This is a genomic window from Anaerostipes sp. MSJ-23 (assembly GCF_018918155.1).
In the GTDB taxonomy this organism is placed as follows: domain Bacteria; phylum Bacillota; class Clostridia; order Lachnospirales; family Lachnospiraceae; genus Anaerostipes.
In genome coordinates, this window is sequence record NZ_JAHLPY010000010.1 from 39,838 (window position 1) to 58,431 (window position 18,594).

General features: G+C 35.5%; 19 protein-coding genes, 1 other RNA gene and 1 other annotated feature. All 20 genes read right to left on the minus strand.

The annotated features are described in order from the left end of the window. Nucleotides 1-6: 6 nt before the first annotated feature. The 20 genes from KQI71_RS07815 to KQI71_RS07910 all read right to left on the minus strand — a co-directional run bounded on the left by KQI71_RS07815 (nucleotide 7) and on the right by KQI71_RS07910 (nucleotide 18,590). Nucleotides 7-1,029 (minus strand): ABC transporter substrate-binding protein, encoded by a 1,023-nt coding sequence (locus KQI71_RS07815; protein ID WP_216435357.1) that lies wholly within the window; start codon nucleotides 1,027-1,029, stop codon nucleotides 7-9. 102 nt (nucleotides 1,030-1,131) lie between these two features. Further along, nucleotides 1,132-1,365: a binding site (T-box leader), on the minus strand. A 47-nt stretch (nucleotides 1,366-1,412) separates the two neighbouring features. Beyond that, on the minus strand, nucleotides 1,413-2,045 hold the full coding sequence (locus KQI71_RS12865; RefSeq protein WP_330655368.1) for a cell wall hydrolase: 633 nt from the start codon (nucleotides 2,043-2,045) through the stop codon (nucleotides 1,413-1,415). Nucleotides 2,046-2,107: 62 nt separating this feature from the next. Continuing rightward, a complete protein-coding gene (gene nagA, locus KQI71_RS07825; protein ID WP_216435358.1) occupies nucleotides 2,108-3,292 on the minus strand; it encodes an N-acetylglucosamine-6-phosphate deacetylase in 1,185 nt (394 codons plus the stop codon). A 26-nt stretch (nucleotides 3,293-3,318) separates the two neighbouring features. Then, nucleotides 3,319-4,068: a glucosamine-6-phosphate deaminase gene (gene nagB / locus KQI71_RS07830; protein WP_216435359.1), complete on the minus strand. Its 750-nt coding sequence runs from the start codon at nucleotides 4,066-4,068 to the stop codon at nucleotides 3,319-3,321. Next, nucleotides 4,065-4,886, minus strand: coding sequence for a MurR/RpiR family transcriptional regulator (locus KQI71_RS07835; RefSeq protein WP_216435360.1), 822 nt, complete (start codon nucleotides 4,884-4,886; stop codon nucleotides 4,065-4,067). The genes nagB and KQI71_RS07835 overlap by 4 nt, the downstream gene beginning before the upstream one ends. A 14-nt stretch (nucleotides 4,887-4,900) precedes the next feature. Beyond that, nucleotides 4,901-5,587, minus strand: coding sequence for an N-acetylmannosamine-6-phosphate 2-epimerase (locus KQI71_RS07840; RefSeq protein ID WP_253287994.1), 687 nt, complete (start codon nucleotides 5,585-5,587; stop codon nucleotides 4,901-4,903). 210 nt (nucleotides 5,588-5,797) lie between these two features. Beyond that, nucleotides 5,798-6,146, minus strand: an RNA gene (gene rnpB, locus KQI71_RS07845) — RNase P RNA component class A. A gap of 77 nt (nucleotides 6,147-6,223) precedes the next feature. Then, complete coding sequence (locus KQI71_RS07850; protein WP_216435361.1) at nucleotides 6,224-7,879, minus strand: nucleoside kinase; 1,656 nt, start codon at nucleotides 7,877-7,879, stop codon at nucleotides 6,224-6,226. Nucleotides 7,880-7,895: 16 nt separating this feature from the next. Then, nucleotides 7,896-8,684 carry a Nif3-like dinuclear metal center hexameric protein gene (locus KQI71_RS07855; protein ID WP_216435362.1) on the minus strand — a complete coding sequence of 263 codons (789 nt, stop codon included), beginning with the start codon at nucleotides 8,682-8,684 and terminating at the stop codon, nucleotides 7,896-7,898. Beyond that, entirely contained in the window at nucleotides 8,674-9,369 is a 696-nt protein-coding gene (locus KQI71_RS07860) for a tRNA (adenine(22)-N(1))-methyltransferase (protein WP_216435363.1), read from the minus strand. The genes KQI71_RS07855 and KQI71_RS07860 overlap by 11 nt, the downstream gene beginning before the upstream one ends. 10 nt (nucleotides 9,370-9,379) lie before the next feature. Then, nucleotides 9,380-10,588, minus strand: a complete 1,209-nt coding sequence (rpoD, locus tag KQI71_RS07865; RefSeq protein ID WP_216435364.1) for an RNA polymerase sigma factor RpoD — start codon at nucleotides 10,586-10,588, stop codon at nucleotides 9,380-9,382. A gap of 36 nt (nucleotides 10,589-10,624) precedes the next feature. Then, entirely contained in the window at nucleotides 10,625-12,397 is a 1,773-nt protein-coding gene (gene dnaG / locus KQI71_RS07870) for a DNA primase (protein WP_216435365.1), read from the minus strand. 93 nt (nucleotides 12,398-12,490) lie between these two features. After that, the gene (locus tag KQI71_RS07875; RefSeq protein WP_216435366.1) at nucleotides 12,491-13,501 is read right to left on the minus strand and encodes a deoxyguanosinetriphosphate triphosphohydrolase; all 1,011 of its coding nucleotides are present in this window, start codon (nucleotides 13,499-13,501) and stop codon (nucleotides 12,491-12,493) included. A gap of 35 nt (nucleotides 13,502-13,536) precedes the next feature. Then, the gene (locus KQI71_RS07880) at nucleotides 13,537-14,316 is read right to left on the minus strand and encodes a sigma-70 domain-containing protein (protein ID WP_216435367.1); all 780 of its coding nucleotides are present in this window, start codon (nucleotides 14,314-14,316) and stop codon (nucleotides 13,537-13,539) included. Nucleotides 14,317-14,328: 12 nt separating this feature from the next. Beyond that, complete coding sequence (locus tag KQI71_RS07885; RefSeq protein WP_216435368.1) at nucleotides 14,329-15,156, minus strand: undecaprenyl-diphosphate phosphatase; 828 nt, start codon at nucleotides 15,154-15,156, stop codon at nucleotides 14,329-14,331. Between the two features lie 90 nt (nucleotides 15,157-15,246). Continuing rightward, nucleotides 15,247-15,489: a DNA-directed RNA polymerase subunit omega gene (rpoZ, locus tag KQI71_RS07890; RefSeq protein ID WP_216435369.1), complete on the minus strand. Its 243-nt coding sequence runs from the start codon at nucleotides 15,487-15,489 to the stop codon at nucleotides 15,247-15,249. A gap of 12 nt (nucleotides 15,490-15,501) precedes the next feature. After that, nucleotides 15,502-16,119, minus strand: coding sequence for a guanylate kinase (gene gmk / locus KQI71_RS07895; RefSeq protein ID WP_216435370.1), 618 nt, complete (start codon nucleotides 16,117-16,119; stop codon nucleotides 15,502-15,504). A gap of 14 nt (nucleotides 16,120-16,133) precedes the next feature. Then, on the minus strand, nucleotides 16,134-17,015 hold the full coding sequence (locus tag KQI71_RS07900; protein ID WP_216435371.1) for a YicC/YloC family endoribonuclease: 882 nt from the start codon (nucleotides 17,013-17,015) through the stop codon (nucleotides 16,134-16,136). 61 nt (nucleotides 17,016-17,076) lie between these two features. Continuing rightward, nucleotides 17,077-17,619, minus strand: coding sequence for a Holliday junction resolvase RecU (locus KQI71_RS07905; protein WP_216435372.1), 543 nt, complete (start codon nucleotides 17,617-17,619; stop codon nucleotides 17,077-17,079). Continuing rightward, nucleotides 17,601-18,590 carry an RluA family pseudouridine synthase gene (locus KQI71_RS07910; protein WP_216435373.1) on the minus strand — a complete coding sequence of 330 codons (990 nt, stop codon included), beginning with the start codon at nucleotides 18,588-18,590 and terminating at the stop codon, nucleotides 17,601-17,603. Before KQI71_RS07910 ends, KQI71_RS07905 begins: the two co-directional genes overlap by 19 nt. Between the last annotated feature and the right edge of the window lie 4 nt (nucleotides 18,591-18,594).

Genomic DNA, 18,594 nt, shown 5'->3' on the forward strand with positions numbered 1-18,594 from the left:
TCCTGATTATTTTTCTGGGGCACTAATTTTGTTAAATGTCTGTTTTGCCTGTTTTTTTACGTCATTATTGATATTCATACCAATTTTCTTTGCGGCTGCTGTATTGATGATCACATCTCCATTGTTAAATGTCTCAAACTTCATATCTTTTGCTTTTTCTTCACCCTTTAACACTTTCGCAGCCATCTTTCCTGTCTGTTCCCCTAATTTCACAAAATCAATACCGACACATGCAACACATCCTAATTTTACCTGTTCTACTTCAGAACCAAATACAGGAATCTTTGCTTGGTTTGCTTTCTGTAAGTAAGTCTGCATATTGCTAACAACCAAATTATCTGTTAAGTTTGTAATACAATCAACTTTTTTAATCAAACTATCTGCTGCCATTGGCATATCTGCAGATGCTGTAATTCCTTGTGTAATAATTTTAAATCCATATTTATCTGCAACTTTTTCGTAAGCTTCAATACCAGCTTTCGCATTTGCTTCATTGGTGCTATATAAAATTCCAACATTCTTTGCTTTTGGCATCATCTGACGAATTAATTTTAACTGTTTTTCTGCAAGAACTAAATCTGATGTTCCAGTAATATTTCCAAGATTCTTTCCATTTTTATCAACAAATCCTGCTGCTTTTGGTGATGTTACTGCTGTGTAGATGACAGGTGTGTCACTACCTTTTACTGCGTTATATGCACTTTGTGCACTCGGTGTTGCAATTGCACAAATCATATCAAGATTTTTCGATGCAAAGTTAGAAGCAATCTGATTATCCGTTGCCGTATCAGATTGAGAATTTTTATAAGTAATTTTTAAATTCTTTCCTTGCTCAATGCCTTCATCTTTCAGTCCCTGTAAAAATCCTTTTCTGCAGTTATCCAAAGATCCATGTTCTGCAAACTGGATAATTCCAAGATTGTATGTTTTATTACTACTATCTTTCTTGTTGCTTCCGCATCCAGTCATAAGAGACAGTGCCATGATTGCTGTTAATCCTGCTGCTAATACTTTTTTCATTGTTCTCATCATTTTTTCTCCTTTTTCCTTTAAGTTGTACGTTTCTTGAATTCATCTCTTTTTTGAATTCTTTTTGGAAAATAGAAAAAAGAAAAGCCCCAAGCATCTTCTGCTTGAGGCGAAATATCCGCGGTACCACTCAAATTGACATTATAATGTCCACTTAAATCATATACTAACATATATGCCCACTCTGATAACGGGTCGGGTGCCCGGCGATCCCTACTGAATTCAAAATCGCCCTCGGAAGTCCATTCAACAGGGAAATCATACTGCAATCACACCACCTGCAGCTCTCTTGGAATCCTTCCTATTCTGCTTACTACTCTTCCTCAACGGTTTCTTTTCTATTTGTTTAAAATCATAATACTTTTTCATTTAGATGTCAAGCTCTATTTATAAAAAGAATGACCTTCATAAGTAAAAAGCCTTGTAAGAGAACGCTCAAACCATGAAACATTTCCTGGAGTTGCCATTGTCTTTTCCACAAAATATAAAGCTCCTTCTGAATAATCTTCTCCCTCAAGCACTCTTTTTACACTTTGCCTTGTACTTTTTGTAATAGTTACCGAGTCATATCTTCCATCTGCCGTTGGAGAAAACTGTACTTGTCCATTTTCTCTTTGAAAAACAACTGCTTCAATCGTATTTGGAAACTCTTTTGCTCTAACTCGATTTAAAATCACATTGGCCACAAGAATTTTGCTCTTTAAATCTTTATCCGTAGCTTCCGCTTCCACGATTCTTTCTAAAATCCTTTGTTCTCTATTCGTAACTTCATACATTGTTTTTGGAATATAAACAGGTCTTTCCCTGATTATTTGTTCTAAATCAATTTTTTTCAAAAGTTTTACTTGCAAAAGATAATTTCTTTGTTCGTTTAGAATCTTTTTCTGAACCAGATATTCCATCTGGCTCCTGCTTCCTGCTGACAGCTGCATGAATTCTCTTGCGTTTACCCTATGGCTAAAACAAAGAATACCAGTCAAACACAATACAACTGCTGTTTTTATCCTTTTTTTCACTCACATACACTCCTTCACTATCGTAGTGTATGCAAAAATTTTAAAACCTATTCCATAAAAATTTAAATTTCACAAAATTCTGATGGATAGATTTGTCCATCTTTAATTACTTTTTTTAAGCGAAGTTCTTCGTCCCATAAAACAAGGTCCGCTTTTTTCCCTTCTTCAATAGATCCGTACCTATCGTCAATTTTCAAGCTTTTTGCTGGATGAATAGTGGCACAGGCAATGGCTGTCTCTAAAGGAATTCCCATCTTCTTTACTGCAATTCTAACACAGTCTGGTAATGTTGTCGCGGAACCAGCCAATGCTCCATCTGACGCAAGTGTTGCACGATTTCCTCTAACATTAACATCCAATCCGCCTAGTGTATAAGAACCGTCCGGCATCCCAGTTGCACGCATACTATCACTGATGAGAATCATACGCTCTGCTCCCATCATCTGAAATGTTGCTCTTACAACGGATGGATGAATATGAATTCCATCGCAAATTAATTCAGCCATAACATGAGGACTATCTGATACTGCACCAATTACACCTGGATTCCTATGATGAAATGGCGGCATTGCATTATAAAGATGCACCGCATGATCTGCCCCAAGATCAAAGGCCTCCATAGCAGTATCATAATCTGCATTTGTATGGGCAAGAGAAACCGATACTTCTTCTTTTACTTCTTTTATAAAATCACTGCATTCACTTTCTTCCGGCGCAATACCAACAAATTTTACAAGTCCACGAGCCGCTTTTTGAAATTTTTTATAAATAGAAACATCGCAAGGAATAATATTTTTTTCATCCTGGGCCCCTTTTTTTACTTTGCTGATAAAAGGTCCCTCCATATTAACCCCAACTAAATCTGCTCCCCAAATAGTTTGTTTTTTTTCTTGCAGGTCACGATAATCCGCTGCATTTTCAAGGATCTGTTCCAGTTTTTCTACTGGGAGTGTCATCGTAGCTGGAGAAATTGCTGTCACTCCAATAGATGCTTCAAACTGTGAAATTGTATCCAATACTTCTCTTGTTCCATCACAAAAATCAGCACCTTTACATCCATGAAAATGAAGATCAATCATTCCAGGAATACAATAACATCCTTGTCCATCAAGCACCTGTTGGGAAGCTGTACTTTCGACAGCTTCCCTTTCTGTGTAGACTTCTTTGATATGATCATCTTCTGTTATAATAACACCAGGAACAAACGTCTGATCCGGTTGATAAATTTTTATATTTTTTATAATCATAATATCGCCTTCTCTTTAGCATTTTTCTATTTCTGAGATAAATATTCTTCTGGTACAAGTGATAATGCTGCTTCATCTGCAACAATTGTCACATCATTATGGAACTGAAGAATTGATCCAGGTACCTGTGGTGTTACTTCCCCACAAATAGAATCTTTAAGTGCCTGTGCTTTTTCTTCTCCACTTACGACAACTAATAATTTTTTAGATCTTAGAATCGTACCGATTCCCATGCTATAAGCCTGTTTTGGTACATCATCAATAGAATCGAAAAATCTCTTATTTGCATCAATGGTACTTTCTTTTAATGTTACACAATGTGTTGCTTTTTCAAAAATATCTCCAGGTTCATTAAACCCAATATGACCGTTTCTTCCAAGACCCAAAAGCTGAAGATCTACAATTCCAAGGCTTTTTACAAGCGCTTCATAACGTGTTGCCTCTGCTTCACTGTCAAGATTCATTCCATCTGGAAGATATGTGTTCTCAACATTGATATTTACTTTATCAAATAAATGTTCATGCATAAAATAATAATAACTTTGCTCATTTTCCTTTGGAAGACCTTTGTATTCATCCAAATTAACCGTTGTTACATTTGAAAAATCAAGATCTCCTTTTTCATACCATTTTACTAACTGTTCATAAACGCCAATTGGTGAAGATCCTGTTGCCAATCCAAGCATAGACTCTGGTTTTAAAATAATTTGTGCAGATATAATATTTGCTGCCACTCTGCTCATTTCATCATAATCTTTTGTTTTATAAATTCTCATTTTTTCTCTCCTTTCAACGCTTTCAACGTATCATCATGTAACATTTCTTTTTTCAATTTATCTTGTTCTACATAGTATGAGTAGATTAAGTCCAACGTAATCAAGATTGGAAACTGTGGAGAAATTAAATTTCCATGATCCAGGTATTTCAAAGAAGGAATCAAAACAAGTTCATCGCAAAATTCCTGGTAATTTTCCACATTTCTCCCTGTAAGTAATATGGTCTTAGCTCCTCGGTGATGAGACTTCCTTAGCATATAAAGAACATCTGAAGAACTTCCACTAATACTAATTCCAATCACCAGACGCCCCTCTTTTTGCATCACTGCCTGCATCCTCATTAAATCAGGATCTTGAATAGAATCAATGTCTACACCAATTCTCATAAACCGAAGTTTCATTTCTCTTGCAGCAAGTCCCGAACTACCTTTTCCACATACAAAAACTCTTTTTGCTTTTCCAAGATCATCACAAATTCTTAAAATCTGTCCTTCATCCATCAAACTGTACGTTTTATTCAATAATTCTTGATACGCATTTAATACTGTTCTTGTATGAGCTGTAATTTCCTGATGACTTTCTACAAAATTTTCTTCATATTGGTAAATAAATTCCCGATAGCCTCGATAACCACATTTTTGAGCAAACCTTGACAAAGAAGCCTCTGATACAAATAATTTTTTTGAAATTTGCTTTGCGGAAAAATTGATCTTTTTTTTATTTTTCAGAAAAAAATCAGCAATGATCCGTTCCATCGGTGTAAAATTTTCATATGTTGATTCTATAACCGGTATAACGGATTTTTTCTCATATTCCATGTTTTTTCCCTTTACTATAAAGTCTCTATTTCCTGTGCAAATGATTTTGTGATTAACTGTGGTCTTGTAATTGCAGATCCAACAACAACACTATATGCTCCAAGTTCCAACACTCTTTTTGCTTTTTGTGGAGTATTAATATTTCCTTCTGCGATGACCGGATGTTTCACTTTTTTTAAAATTTCTCGAAGAATTTCAAAATTATTCTTCTCAATTTTTAAATGACTGCTTTGTTTTGTATAGCCAACCAATGTTGTTCCTATAAAATCAAATCCAAGTTCATCTGCATGAATCGCCTCTTCTACCGTCGAACAATCTGCCATAAATAACTGATTCGGATATTTTTCTTTGACTTTTTGGAAGAAATCATCGACAGAAACTCCTTTGGGACGACTAGAAACCGTTGCATCTATTGCTATAATTTCTGGTTTTACCTCCATAAGTTCTTCTATTTCTTTCATTGTCGGTGTGATATAAACATCACAGCCTTCATAATTTCTTTTTACAATTCCAATCACTGGAAGATCAACCGTTTTTTTAATTTCGGAAATATCTTCTTTTGTGTTTGCCCGAATTCCAAAAGCTCCACCTTGCTTTGCTGCCAAAGCCATTCTTCCCATGATAAAAGAAGAATGAAGAGGTTCCTCTGGCAAAGCCTGACAAGAAACAATTAGTTTTCCTTTGAGATTTTCAATACCCATTTTGATTTCCTCCTTCTTTGTTTCGTTCTTTATCTCTAGTATATCCGCTTTAAAATTATTTTCAATACTTTTGTATTATTCTGAAAGTTCTTTCAATAACAATCGAAAAATATCTTCTTTTGTAAAAAATGAGTTCAAAATTTGTAATTTCTTTCATATTTTTATACAAAAAAAGAAGGTATTGCATACCTTCTTAAAAAGTCTTTGATCAAACTTAGCCAGACGATAAGCCGGGTTCTGTCATTGAATGGTCATCTATCTCGACTTGCTGTTGCCAGCAAGCTCTAGCGACCCACCTGAAAACAAATCGGGCCAATTTATCGTTTTCTGTTCGGTCTTGCTTCGGATGAGGTTTACATGTGCCCTGTCTGTTACCAGACAGGCGGTAAGCTCTTACCTTGCCTTTCCACCCTTACCGGTAAAACCGGCGGTTTATTTCTGTTGCACTGGCTTGAGGGTTGCCCCTACCGGACGTTATCCGGCATCCTGCCCTATGAAGCCCGGACTTTCCTCACCATTCCCCTTTCGTCTGAAATGGCGCGACCATTTGTCTGACTAAGCACGTTTGCTATCATATCACAAAAAAACCTTGAAAACAATATTTATTTGAAAAATCCACGCAAACTTGCAAAATTTTTATGTTTCAAAACAACTTCCGCCGATAAATTCTCTCAAAAGTGATGTTTTTGGAATATCTTCACTCTTAATATTCAAAAAATAATCAAGAAAATTTAAAAGTCTTTTTGCTTCTTGATATTCTGGACAATTTCTTGGAACCGCAAATAATAATGGCTCTGCATACTGTTTTAGAACAGCCAATTCATAAATCTGTGAAGAATTAAACATAATATCTGCCTCTTCCTGATATGGAAAGATATTATCTTCTTCTCCCTTTCTTACAGAATCCCATCGTCCAATCGTTTCCTTTGCATCATTGCCTCTCGTCATCGAATCTCTTACGATCCTTCGAAGTAATCTTCCATCAGAACTCGGAATTCTATTATGTTCATCCAGATTAATCTGGCTTAATGCACTAACATAAATTTTATATTTTGCTTCTCTTGGAAGGTTTCTAGAAAGCTCACCATTTAGTCCATGAATTCCTTCAATAACAAGGATATCATCATGGCCTAATTTTAATGTCTTTCCTTTATATTCTCTTTTTCCCGTTACAAAATTATAAGTCGGCATTGAAATTTCTTCACCTGCTAAAAGGCAATTCATATGTTTTGTAAAAAGATCAACATCTAATGAAGCAATTGTCTCAAAATTATAATTTCCAAATTCATCTTTTGGAGATAATTCTCGATCAAGGAAATAATCATCCAAAGAAATCGGATGTGGATTTTTTCCTGCAATTTGCAGCTGAATCGATAATCTGTGAGAAAATGTTGTTTTTCCAGAAGAAGATGGTCCAGCAATTAAAACAATCTTTTTATGTCCCTGAACAATTTTATCGGCAATTTCTGCCATCAATTTTTCTTGAAGTCCTTCCTGTAAAAGAATCAAATGATTGGTATTTCCACATGTAATGACTTCATTTAAAGCGCCAACCGTATCGACCCCCATCGTGGCACTCCACTCTCTGGATCGCTGCATCACGCGAAACAATTTGGGCTGTGGATAAAATTTCTGAAGTTCTTCTGTCTGATGGCGTTTTGGTGTCTGAAGTACTAACCCATCTTGATAAGGTGATACAAGAAATGTTTGAATATAACCTGTTGATGGTGCCATATATCCATAAAAATAATTTTCGTATCCTCCAAGAGAATATAAGTTGGTCTTAGATTCTCTACGAAAACGAAACAATCTCTGTTTTTCCTTTAATCCAACACCTTCAAAATATTTTTGCGCCTGGTAAGTATCTACTGATGTTTTTTGAATTGGAATATTTTCCTTACAAATTTCTTCCATTCGCTTTTGTACTTTTAAAGCCATTTGAACATTTACTTGAATATCTCTTACGAGAAATTCACAAAAGGTGCTATTTCCAATAGAATATTTAATTGAAATATCATCACTGGAACCTTCTCCAAATAAATCTTCGCATGCTTTCAAGAATATAAACATTGCTGTCCGTTTATAAGTCATATACCCAGCTTCCTGTGCTAGTGTAACAAATTCTACCTGACAGTTTTTCTCAACTGGTTGAAATAATTCTTTTAATTTACCGTTCACATAGGCGAGTAAAATAACTGGTTCTCCCTTTTTTTGTACTTTATCTGCAAGTTCCTGAAAGGTTGTACCAGCTTCTACCGTGTAATCTACACCTTTTATAGTTACATGATACATTCGCATCACACTCCTTTTAAATGACTTTGTAAGGAACTCCTGCTTTATAAGAAATAATTTCACACTCTGGTAACTTATCAGAAAGCAACTGACTCATATCATCAATAAAGATTTGTTCCAATCCATAATGTCCAGCATCTATGATAGAAAGACCCATATCTATAGCGTCCAATCCTTCATGATGACCAATATCTCCAGTAATCAAAACGTCCGCTTGTTTTTTTACTGCCTCATAAATCATACTTCTACCAGATCCAGGAACAAATGCAAGCTTTTGCACCTTATGTTCTAAATCTCCAAAAATAGTAATACTATCCAAAGAAAATGCCTTCTTGATTTTCTGTCCATATGCCTCCAGAGTCACAGGTTTTGTAAGATTTCCAATCATTCCTATGCCTTTTCCTTCTTCTCTGAGTTTTGGATTTTTTGTAAGCTCTAATGCTTCCTGTGGACAAAATGAAAGTCTCTTTGCAATTTGTTCTCCCATTCTACACACATCATAGTTCGTGTGCATTCCATAACAACTGATCTGATGATGAATCAATTGTAACATTTTCTTTTGAATAAAGTTTTCATCTGTACACCTTTTCATAGAGGAAAATATGATTGGATGATGTGCAAGAATAAAGTCCGCACCAACTTCTATTGCTTTTTCAACTACTTCATTCGTAATATCAAGAACTACTAAGATTTTTTTGACTTCTTGTGTTCTATCACCAATCAAAAATCCTGGATTATCCCAACCTTCCGCCGCATAAAGCGGTACTTCTTGTTCCAAAATTTCTATGATATCCCTACATTTCATAATATCCGAACGCCTCCCTTATATAATCACACATCGTAAGTATTTCCTCTCTGCGTTGCCGAATATGCTCTTTTTCACTATCATTTAAATATTTTAATATTTCTCCATATTTTTGATACTGCAAATCCATGTATTCTAAAAGTATCGGATCTTGATTTTTTAATAGTTTTTCTCCAAAGTAATAAAAACATTCTTTTTCATAGATTTCTTTTCCATGAATCGCGCGTATAATTATATAATATTTTCCATCTTCTTTTACCATAGCTTCTTTTGCAATCAAAAATCCATGGTCATGAAGAAAATGCCGCACTTTTTCCAAGTGAGACTGTGGCGAAAGAATCATTTCTTTGATTTCTTTTAATTTTTCCAGATCATTTTCAAGAATCTTAACAACAAGATCCCCTCCCATTCCTGCAATGACAAGAGAATCAACTTCCGTTTGTGGAAGTTGATTCAATCCATCTGATAGAATGCATGTGATCTGATCTTGTGCATCCATTTCTTTTATATGTTGCCTCGCCCGGCTTAGCGGTTCCTTTCCTACATCCATTGCAAATGCTTTTGGACATTTACCGCTTTTGACCAAATCGATCGGTATGTATCCATGATCTGTTCCAATATCCGCCACACATAATCCTTTCGTTACGAAAGATGCAATGGTTTTTAAACGGTTTGACAATTCCATAGGCTACACCTTAATCTAAATAGTCTTTTAATTTTCTGCTACGACTTGGATGTCTTAATTTGCGCAATGCTTTTGCTTCAATCTGTCGGATACGTTCTCTTGTAACGTTAAATTCTTTTCCAACTTCTTCTAGCGTTCTTGCACGGCTATCATCGAGCCCAAAACGCAATCTTAATACTTTCTGTTCTCTTTCTGTTAATGTTCCAAGAACTTCATCAAGCTGCTCTTTTAATAAAGTAAAAGCTGCTGCATCCGCTGGTACTGGTACATTTTCATCCTGAATAAAATCTCCAAGATGACTGTCTTCCTCTTCACCAATTGGAGTTTCCAAAGATACTGGTTCTTGAGAAATTTTAAGGATCTCTCGAACACGCTCTACCGGAATATCCATTTCTTCTGCAATTTCTTCTGGAGAAGGTTCTCTTCCAAGTTCCTGTAGTAACTGTCTAGATACACGAATGAGTTTATTAATTGTTTCTACCATATGAACCGGAATACGAATCGTTCTTGCCTGATCGGCAATTGCTCTTGTAATTGCCTGACGAATCCACCAAGTTGCATACGTACTAAATTTATATCCTTTTCGGTAATCAAATTTTTCTACTGCTTTAATCAACCCAAGATTTCCTTCTTGAATTAGATCAAGAAACAGCATTCCACGTCCAACATAACGTTTTGCAATACTTACAACAAGACGTAAGTTTGCCTCTGCCAGTTTTTTCTTAGCGGCATCACCCTTCGCGATGTAACGTTTCTGTTCCTTGATTTTTTCTTCCAGCTCTTTTTTCTCGTCTTCATTTTTTGCATTTTCTAGCTGTTCTTTGAGTTTCTCAATTTCTTCTTCTGCCTGATTTCCATCTTCCATTTTTTGAGCAAGATTAATTTCTTCATCTGCACTAAGAAGTGGTACTTTACCAATTTCTTTTAAATACATACGCACAGGATCTTCAATACTGATCCCATCTGGTACAGCAATTTCTGTCTCATCATCTAAAGTATCATCCAAATCATCATCGTCATCCTCCACTGCTGCCAGTGTCAAAACATCGATTCCATTTTGTTCCAGATAATCATAAATTGCTTCCATCATATCAGATGTCAATTTCATATCTTTAAAATAAGATTCAATCTGTGCATACTCCAGAAAATTTTTATTCTTTTTTCCAAGTTCGATTAATCCAGAGAGTTTCTCACTGAATTGTTCCATTGTACCTTCCATAGTTCGTCCTTTCTTCTCATTTCTATTGTAACCAACCTATATTGAAATATGCAGTTTTAAAAGACTGCTCTTTTCCTGAATCAGCTCCTGCCATTTCAAAATATCATTTGTTGCATTCATCTGTTGTTCAATACTTTCTTCTTTTACCCGCCGAACAATATCTGTCAGCGCCTTATCATTATCTTCCGGTGACGGAGCCATCTTAAGCGTTGTATTAAATAATTCCGCTATTTTTTTCTGATCCTTAGGATCCGTATACTGATTAAGAATTCTCGCCGGAATCACTTTCTTTTCCTTTTCATACTGTTCAAATAGCATCAGTGCCACTCCATGATAAATCGGATCATGAAAATCCTCTGGACTAATAATGCCATTTAATTTTTCAAATAAAACTGGTTCGTTTACGAACCATGTGAGTAATAATTTTTGTGGCTGCCTCTTTTTCTCCTGTTTGTCTTCCTCCGGTGCTACCCTTCTTTCTTCTCTTTTCATCCGCTGACGTTCTTGTTGTGTAATATACCCATTACTTCCATAATCATCCACCAAGTCTTGAAACTCCTTAGGACTGATGAAATATTCTCTAGAAACAGCTTCGATAAAATTTTTTCTTTCCAAAGGATCTACAATTCCTGCCAACACTTTTGCAGCTTCATGCTGAAATTTTGTTTTTTCTCCAGGATCATTTTGATCATATTGACCGGACAATGTTTCAATCTCAAACATAACACAATTCTGTGCTTTTTTAATACGTTCCTCTAATGCCGCAGCTCCCATATTTTTTACAAATTCATCAGGATCTTTATATGGCGAAAGATTCAAAACTCGAACGTTCAGTCCAGCATCTTTTAAAATTGGAATCGCACGTAAAATGGCTCTCTGTCCTGCCTCGTCATTATCAAAAGATAAAATAACATTTTCTGTATAACGCCTAAGGAGCATACCATGACCACTCGTAAATGCGGTTCCTAAAGCTGCAACGGCATTGGTAAATCCTGCCTGGTGCATAGAAATTACATCCATGTATCCTTCACATAAAATGATTTCCCTTCTTCTAGAACTTCTTGCAAAATTCAATCCATATAAATTTCTGCTTTTATCAAAAAGTTTTGTCTCTCTGGAATTTAAATACTTAGGAGTTCCATCTCCCATAACTCTTCCACCAAATCCAATCACACGATTATTTACATCCATAATTGGAAACATGACACGATTCCAAAATTTATCACTACCCCCTTTTTGTTCATTAAGTGTCACAAGTGCTGAATCTTTCAATTCTTCATCACTGAATCCTTTGCTTTTTAAAAAGCGATAGAGATCATCATGATAAATATCGGAATAGCCAAGGCCAAATCTTCGAATCGTATCTTCTGTAATTCCACGATTTTTAAAATAGGCCATCGCCTTTTCGCCTCGCTTACTTTGAAGAAGGCAATAAAAATAATTGGCTGCTTGCTTATTCATTTCCCGAAGTCTAGCCTTTTCATCCATTTTCCGCCGGTCCTCATCATTCAGCTCTTCCTGTGGCAGCTGCATTCCTGCACGTTCTGCTAAAAAACGGACGGCTTCTGGAAACGAAAAATTTTCATATTCCATCAGAAATGTATAAACATTTCCTCCGGCACCACAACCAAAACAATAATACATTTGTTTTTCTCTGCTTACAGAAAAAGACGGAGACTTTTCATTATGAAATGGACACAGTCCAAAATAAGAACTGCCCTTTTTTTTCAGTGGTACATAACCGGAAATCACATCCACGATATCATTGCGGCTTCGCACTTCTTCGATAATGTCTTCTCCATACATCATGTGCTCTTCCCTCCTTGTCCTGAAAAGTTCTCTCTATTATAATATTCTACATTTTCTGCCGAATTCCTTTTTTTATTTTGAACTTTTTTCATTTTATGTTTCTAACCAAAACTTCGGTATAAAAATGTCTTGATATTTTTCAATTGCGTAATGATCCGTCATCCCTGCAATATAATCGCAGACCGCTTGTTCTCTTGAATCCCCTTTATGTTTTATCCTATCTTGATGATCCTTTGGCAATTGTTCAATATGCGAAAGATAATATTCATATAACGGGGCTATAATATTGGTAACTTTTTCTTCTTCTTTTTTTGTATCCGGATCTGTATACACATGTTCAAACATAAAGGATCGAAGACCAAACATTGCCTGATATATCGAATCGGACATGCAAATATCATTTTTTCCCTCACTTTCCCGAACAATATCAAGAATCATCGTATTGGTTCTTTCCCGAAAGGAATGTCCTAATACCTTCGTATATTGCATCGGAAGATCTTCTTCTTTTAAAATTTTTGCCCGAATTGAATCATCAATATCATGATTGATATATGCAATTTTATCGGCTAGACGAACAATTTTTCCTTCCATCGTTGCAGGCATACTTTTGATCGAATGATGCTCCATTCCATCAAGAACTTCCCATGTCAGATTTAACCCTTTCCCGTTTTTTTCAAGATACCTTACAATACGCACACTCTGACTACTATGTTTAAAACCTAATGGATTCATTTCATTTAAAACCTTTTCACCTGCATGTCCAAACGGTGTATGTCCAAGATCATGGCCAAGAGCAATCGCTTCGGTTAACGACTCATTTAAACGTAGGGCACATGCAATGGTTCTTGCATTTTGTGATACTTCCAACGTATGAACCAATCTTGTTCGATAATGATCTCCCTTAGGCGATAAAAATACTTGTGTCTTATCTTTTAAGCGGCGAAAAGCCTTGGAGTGAAGAATGCGATCCCGATCCCGCTGATAACAGGTACGAATTTCACATTCCACTTCAGGCTTCTCTCTTCCTTTTGTATCCATACTAAGCATTGCATAAACGCTGAGATTCTCTTTTTCTGATAATTCCTGTTTTTCTCTGATCTCCATCAAACCCTCCTTATCTTTATAAGAAATTTTTTCTTTTAAGAATTTGAAGGTGTAATATCAGCCTCCATCACAGAAATCGCATCTAACGATACCTTCATGATTTCTTTGATTTCTTCCACTGTCATTGATAAGTATTCGGCCAACTCTTCTGCTTTTGGCTCTCTGCCAAGTTCTTTTGCTAAATGCGTTGATGCTTCATCTAAGCGATTCGCTTTTATAGCAATCTGTTGTCCAATATTATCAGATCCTTTTTGAACCGCAATTGCATCCAACATACAGTCTTCAATAATTCCTTTTGCATGACGCATAAAAGCATCTTTATCATCTCCGCTAAACGATGCCATAGCTTCTAAAAGTCCAATATTTCCTTCTTGGATCAAATCTGCAAATAAAACACCTTTTCCCTGATGTTCCCTTGCGATTTCCACAACGAGAGGAAGGAGACACTGAATTACCTGATCTCCATCTGTTCTTTTTGCAAGCCATTTTTTTAAAACTTCCTGTTGTTCTTCCACAGAAATAGAAAGATCCTGAAGCTCTTCCTCATAAAACTGAACAATAGAAGAATCTTCTTCTAAACTTTCTGATTTTGTTTCTGCAACGGATGTTTCTTCCATTTCTTTTTTGGTTTTTTCATAACCAATGACACGAATTCCGGCTTCTTCATATGTATCAAATAATAATTTCTGTGCCGATTCATCTAAAGAAAGATCACTAAAGTAATCAAGCAATTCTTCTTTAGAAATCTGATTACCATTTGTTTTGGCAATCGACAACATTTCTTCCATTCCTTTTAAAAATGCACTTTTATCCATCGTTTTCTCCTTTTATTTCAGAAAAGCAAAATAGCAAATGACTAAAATACCAAGAATGATACGGTAAACGCCAAAAGCTTTAAAGTCATTTTTCTTAATATATCCAAGCAAGAATTTAATTGCAAGAATGGATACAAGGAATGACACAACCATTCCAACGATCAAAACCGTTGCTTCTATAGAAGTAAAATGAAGTCCAAATTTTACAATCTTTAATAAACTTGCACCAAACATCACTGGAATTCCAAGGAAAAATGAGAATTCTGCTGCTACAGTTCTAGAACATCCAATCAAAATACCACCAAGAATAGTAGCACCAGATCTTGAAGTTCCAGGAATTAGAGAAAGTACTTGAAATACACCAATGATTAATGCCATTGAATATGTCAGACGATTCAGATCGTCCATTGCTCTTCCTCTTCTTTTTTTATTATAATTTTCAACGACAATAAATAAAATACCATAAATAATCAAAGTAGCTGCTACAACTGGCGGATTATAAAAATGATCATTTAGCCAGTCATCCAACAAAACACCGATGACAGCTGCTGGTAATACTGCAAGAATTACCTTTGTCCATAAAATAACGGTATCTGTTTTTTCTTTTTTGTTCTTTTTTGGTGAAAAGGGATTCAATTTATGAAAATAAAGAACAACGACTGCCATGATCGCACCAAGCTGAATCACAACATCAAACATTTCCATAAATGCATCTGACATATTTAAATTAATAAATTCATTTGCCAAGATCAAATGTCCCGTACTGCTGATCGGCAACCATTCCGTAATTCCTTCTACAATTCCCAAAAGAATGGTCTCAATTAGTAATAAAATATCCATAACTCCTCCAAGTCATCTGCTCCTGTTGTTTATTTGCTTCATCTACAAAGAAGGGCGCTTAGGAATTCCTAATCACCCTTATTCCTGTTTTTATTCTTCTGCTTCTTCATCATCTCCAAGAATTTTGACTTTTTCCTGTCTTAATTCTTCAACAGCAATCGATAATGGCTTTTCTGAATTTGATACCGCAACCAATGGGATATCTCCTCCAATAATCTGTCTTGCACGTTTGGCACTTGCCAGTACTACAGAATAACGGCTAGAAATTACTTTCTCATCTTCGCTATCTCCGTTAATAACTTTCATTAATTCGGTATATGATGGATGTAACATAATAAATTCCTCCTATAATTCTTTTAATCCTTTTCTTGTTGCTTCAATAAAATCCAGGTTATTTTTTAACAGACTTTCTTTTGCACGAACGATTGAATGAATTTGATCAACACATTCTTCCAGATCATCATTGACAACAATATAGTCATATTTATCCATATCCCTGGATTCTTCTTTTGCGCGATCTAAGCGCTTTTTAATCACATCTTCAGATTCTGTTCCACGCCCGATCAAACGCTGTTTAATTGCCATAGCGCTTGGTGCCGTGATGAAGATTAAAAGAGCATCTTCATACTGTTTTTTGATATGAAAAGCACCTTGTACTTCAATTTCCAAAATCACATGATGGCCTGCCTGTAATTCATCTTCTACGAATTTACGAGGAGTCCCATAATAATTATCAACATACCTAGCATACTCTATAAATCCATTATAATCAATAAGATTTTTAAACTCTGCTTCGGTTTTAAAAAAATACTCTCTTCCGTTTTCTTCGCCTTCCCTTGGTTTCCTTGTCGTTGCAGAAACAGACAAGCTGTAGCCATATTTTTCTACAAGTCGCTTTGCAACTGTTCCTTTTCCAACACCAGAAAAACCAGATAAGACAAGCAGTGACCCTTTTTTCTTCATCTTGCATCCCTTCTTTATTCTATATTCTGAATTTGTTCCCTGACTTTTTCCACATTGGTCTTTAATTCAATGGCATGGTCTGAAAGCGCCACATCACTTGATTTTGATAAAATCGTATTTGCCTCACGATTCATTTCCTGTGCCATAAAATCAAGTTTACGTCCGATTGCCTCTTCCTGATTAAGGACATCTCTCATCGAGCGAATATGACTTTGAAGTCTTACAATTTCCTCATCCACAGCAATCTTGTCCGCGTATAAAGTAACCTCTGCTGCGATTCTATTTTCTTCAATTGTAGAATCTTCTAGAAATTCTTTTACCTTTTCTTCAAGTTTTGCCCGATATTCACGAATAATATCTGGAGAACGCTTTTCAATGAAATCTACATCTTCTTCCATCTGATCCAGCTTGCCAAGAAGATCCTGCTTTAGATTTTCCCCTTCAATCGTTCTTGTTTCCACAAATTTTTCTGCTGCAGATCTTAAAGCCCCTTCAATTAATGACCACCATACTTCTTCATCTTGTGGTTTTTCTTCGATAGAGATTACTTCTGGAAATCTTGCAAGATCTTTTGCTGTAATATTTGATTCAATTTTAAAATCATCTCTCATCTGCTCAAAGATCTTCAGATATTCTCTTGCCATTTCCTGATTATAACGCAATCCGACAGATGTCTGTGATAAATCTTCAAAAGAAACAAAAATATCAATCTTTCCACGGCTTACATATTCCTTCATGATATTTCTAATTTTTGCTTCAAACATTGAAAATTTCTTTGGTAATTTCAAAGAAAGATCACAATATCTGTGATTTACGGACTTTATTTCTACTGTAACTTTCTGATTTTCGGCATTGGATATTTCTCCATGTCCGAAACCTGTCATGCTTTTTATCATAAACTCATCCTTTATTTATTTTTGTCAATCTTTTATATTATACGCAAATCCAGCAGTTTCGTCAACGTTCTTTCTGTTTTTGCTCTAGATACTTTTTCAAACATTCCAAATAATGAAGAACCATTCCCTTTTTGAGAGGAACAAAACATCCAATATCGAGTTCCTCATATTTAAAATGCTTTGGACCACCGTTTTCCCCACGCTTCCAGTATCTCATTGCCTCCTCAAAGGAAAGAAAATAACAAGCCTGTCGATTTGTAAAATATAAAAGCAGAAAACTAATTCCGCCTTGTTCTTCAAACTGTCTCATAAACTTCATTTGATGCTCATGAATGTTCTGAAGCGGAAAGATATCCGTTGCACATTCCTTAGCATCAAAACAAACAGGAATTCCTTGTACCACACCAATATAATCTACGGTACTTTTTTGATCAAAATAAGCAAGCGTAATATGTCGATGCATTTTATCAAACCGTACCGGCTTAATTGATGTCGGTATTTTTTGAACAAGTGCAAGATTTTGTTCTCTATATTTATCATTTGTGTAATTTACAAGTTCTTCAAGAACAGAACCTCGCAATCCCTTTACATTCCAGCTTCCCATGATTCTCTCCCAAATAATTGTGTCGCAATTTCTTCAAACTGCTTTGGTAAAGGTGCTTTTATTGTCCGATCTTCAAGGTTTTTACATCCCTTCATTTTTTTTGGAAAATGAAGTTGTCCACAATGCAGGAGCTGTCCTTTTAAAGAAAATCTTTTTTTCGCCCATTCATTTATTTTTTTGTCTCCATACTTTGGATCACCAAGAAGCGGATGTCCCTGATTCGCAAGGTGTGCACGAATTTGATGTGTTTTTCCAGTTACTAATTTTACTTTTAACATTGTAAAACCATTTCCTGTTGCCATTGGTTCATAAGAAGTTTCAATCGCAGATGCATTTTCTATCTTCTGTTTCCGAATCGTAACTTTATTGCTCCTATGATCCTTAATCAAATACCCACAAACTCTCTCTCTTGTTTTTACCGTTCCTTTTACAATACAATAATAATATTTATCCAGGCTACGGTCTTTTAAAATTTCAGCCATTGTCTGAAGACCATGAAGAGAAATCCCTGCAATAATAATTCCTGTCGTATTACGATCCAGACGATTGCAAATAGATGGCTTTATCATCTGAAGATCTTCTTTTGAAATCCATCCTTTTTCCACTGCATATGGTGCAATTTGTTCATTGATTGAGATATCTGATGGTTTTGCTCTTTGCGATAAAACACCATAAGGTTTGTTAATGAAAAGTACATTTTGATCTTCGTAAAGCACACTCAATGGTATTTTTTGTTTTTCTACCTTCACTTCTTGACGAAACTTTTCAATCGTCTCCTCTGCCAGATAAACAAATACTTGATCTCCTTTTTGAAGTTTTTCATTTCCAGAAGCCTTTTTTCCATTTAATTTTATATTTTTCTTTCGAAGCATCTTATAAACAAAACTTTTGGGCGCTTTATTTAAATATTTTGCAAGCATCTTATCCAGACGCTGCCCTTCTTCTTTTCCTGTAATCTGTATTTCACGCATAACT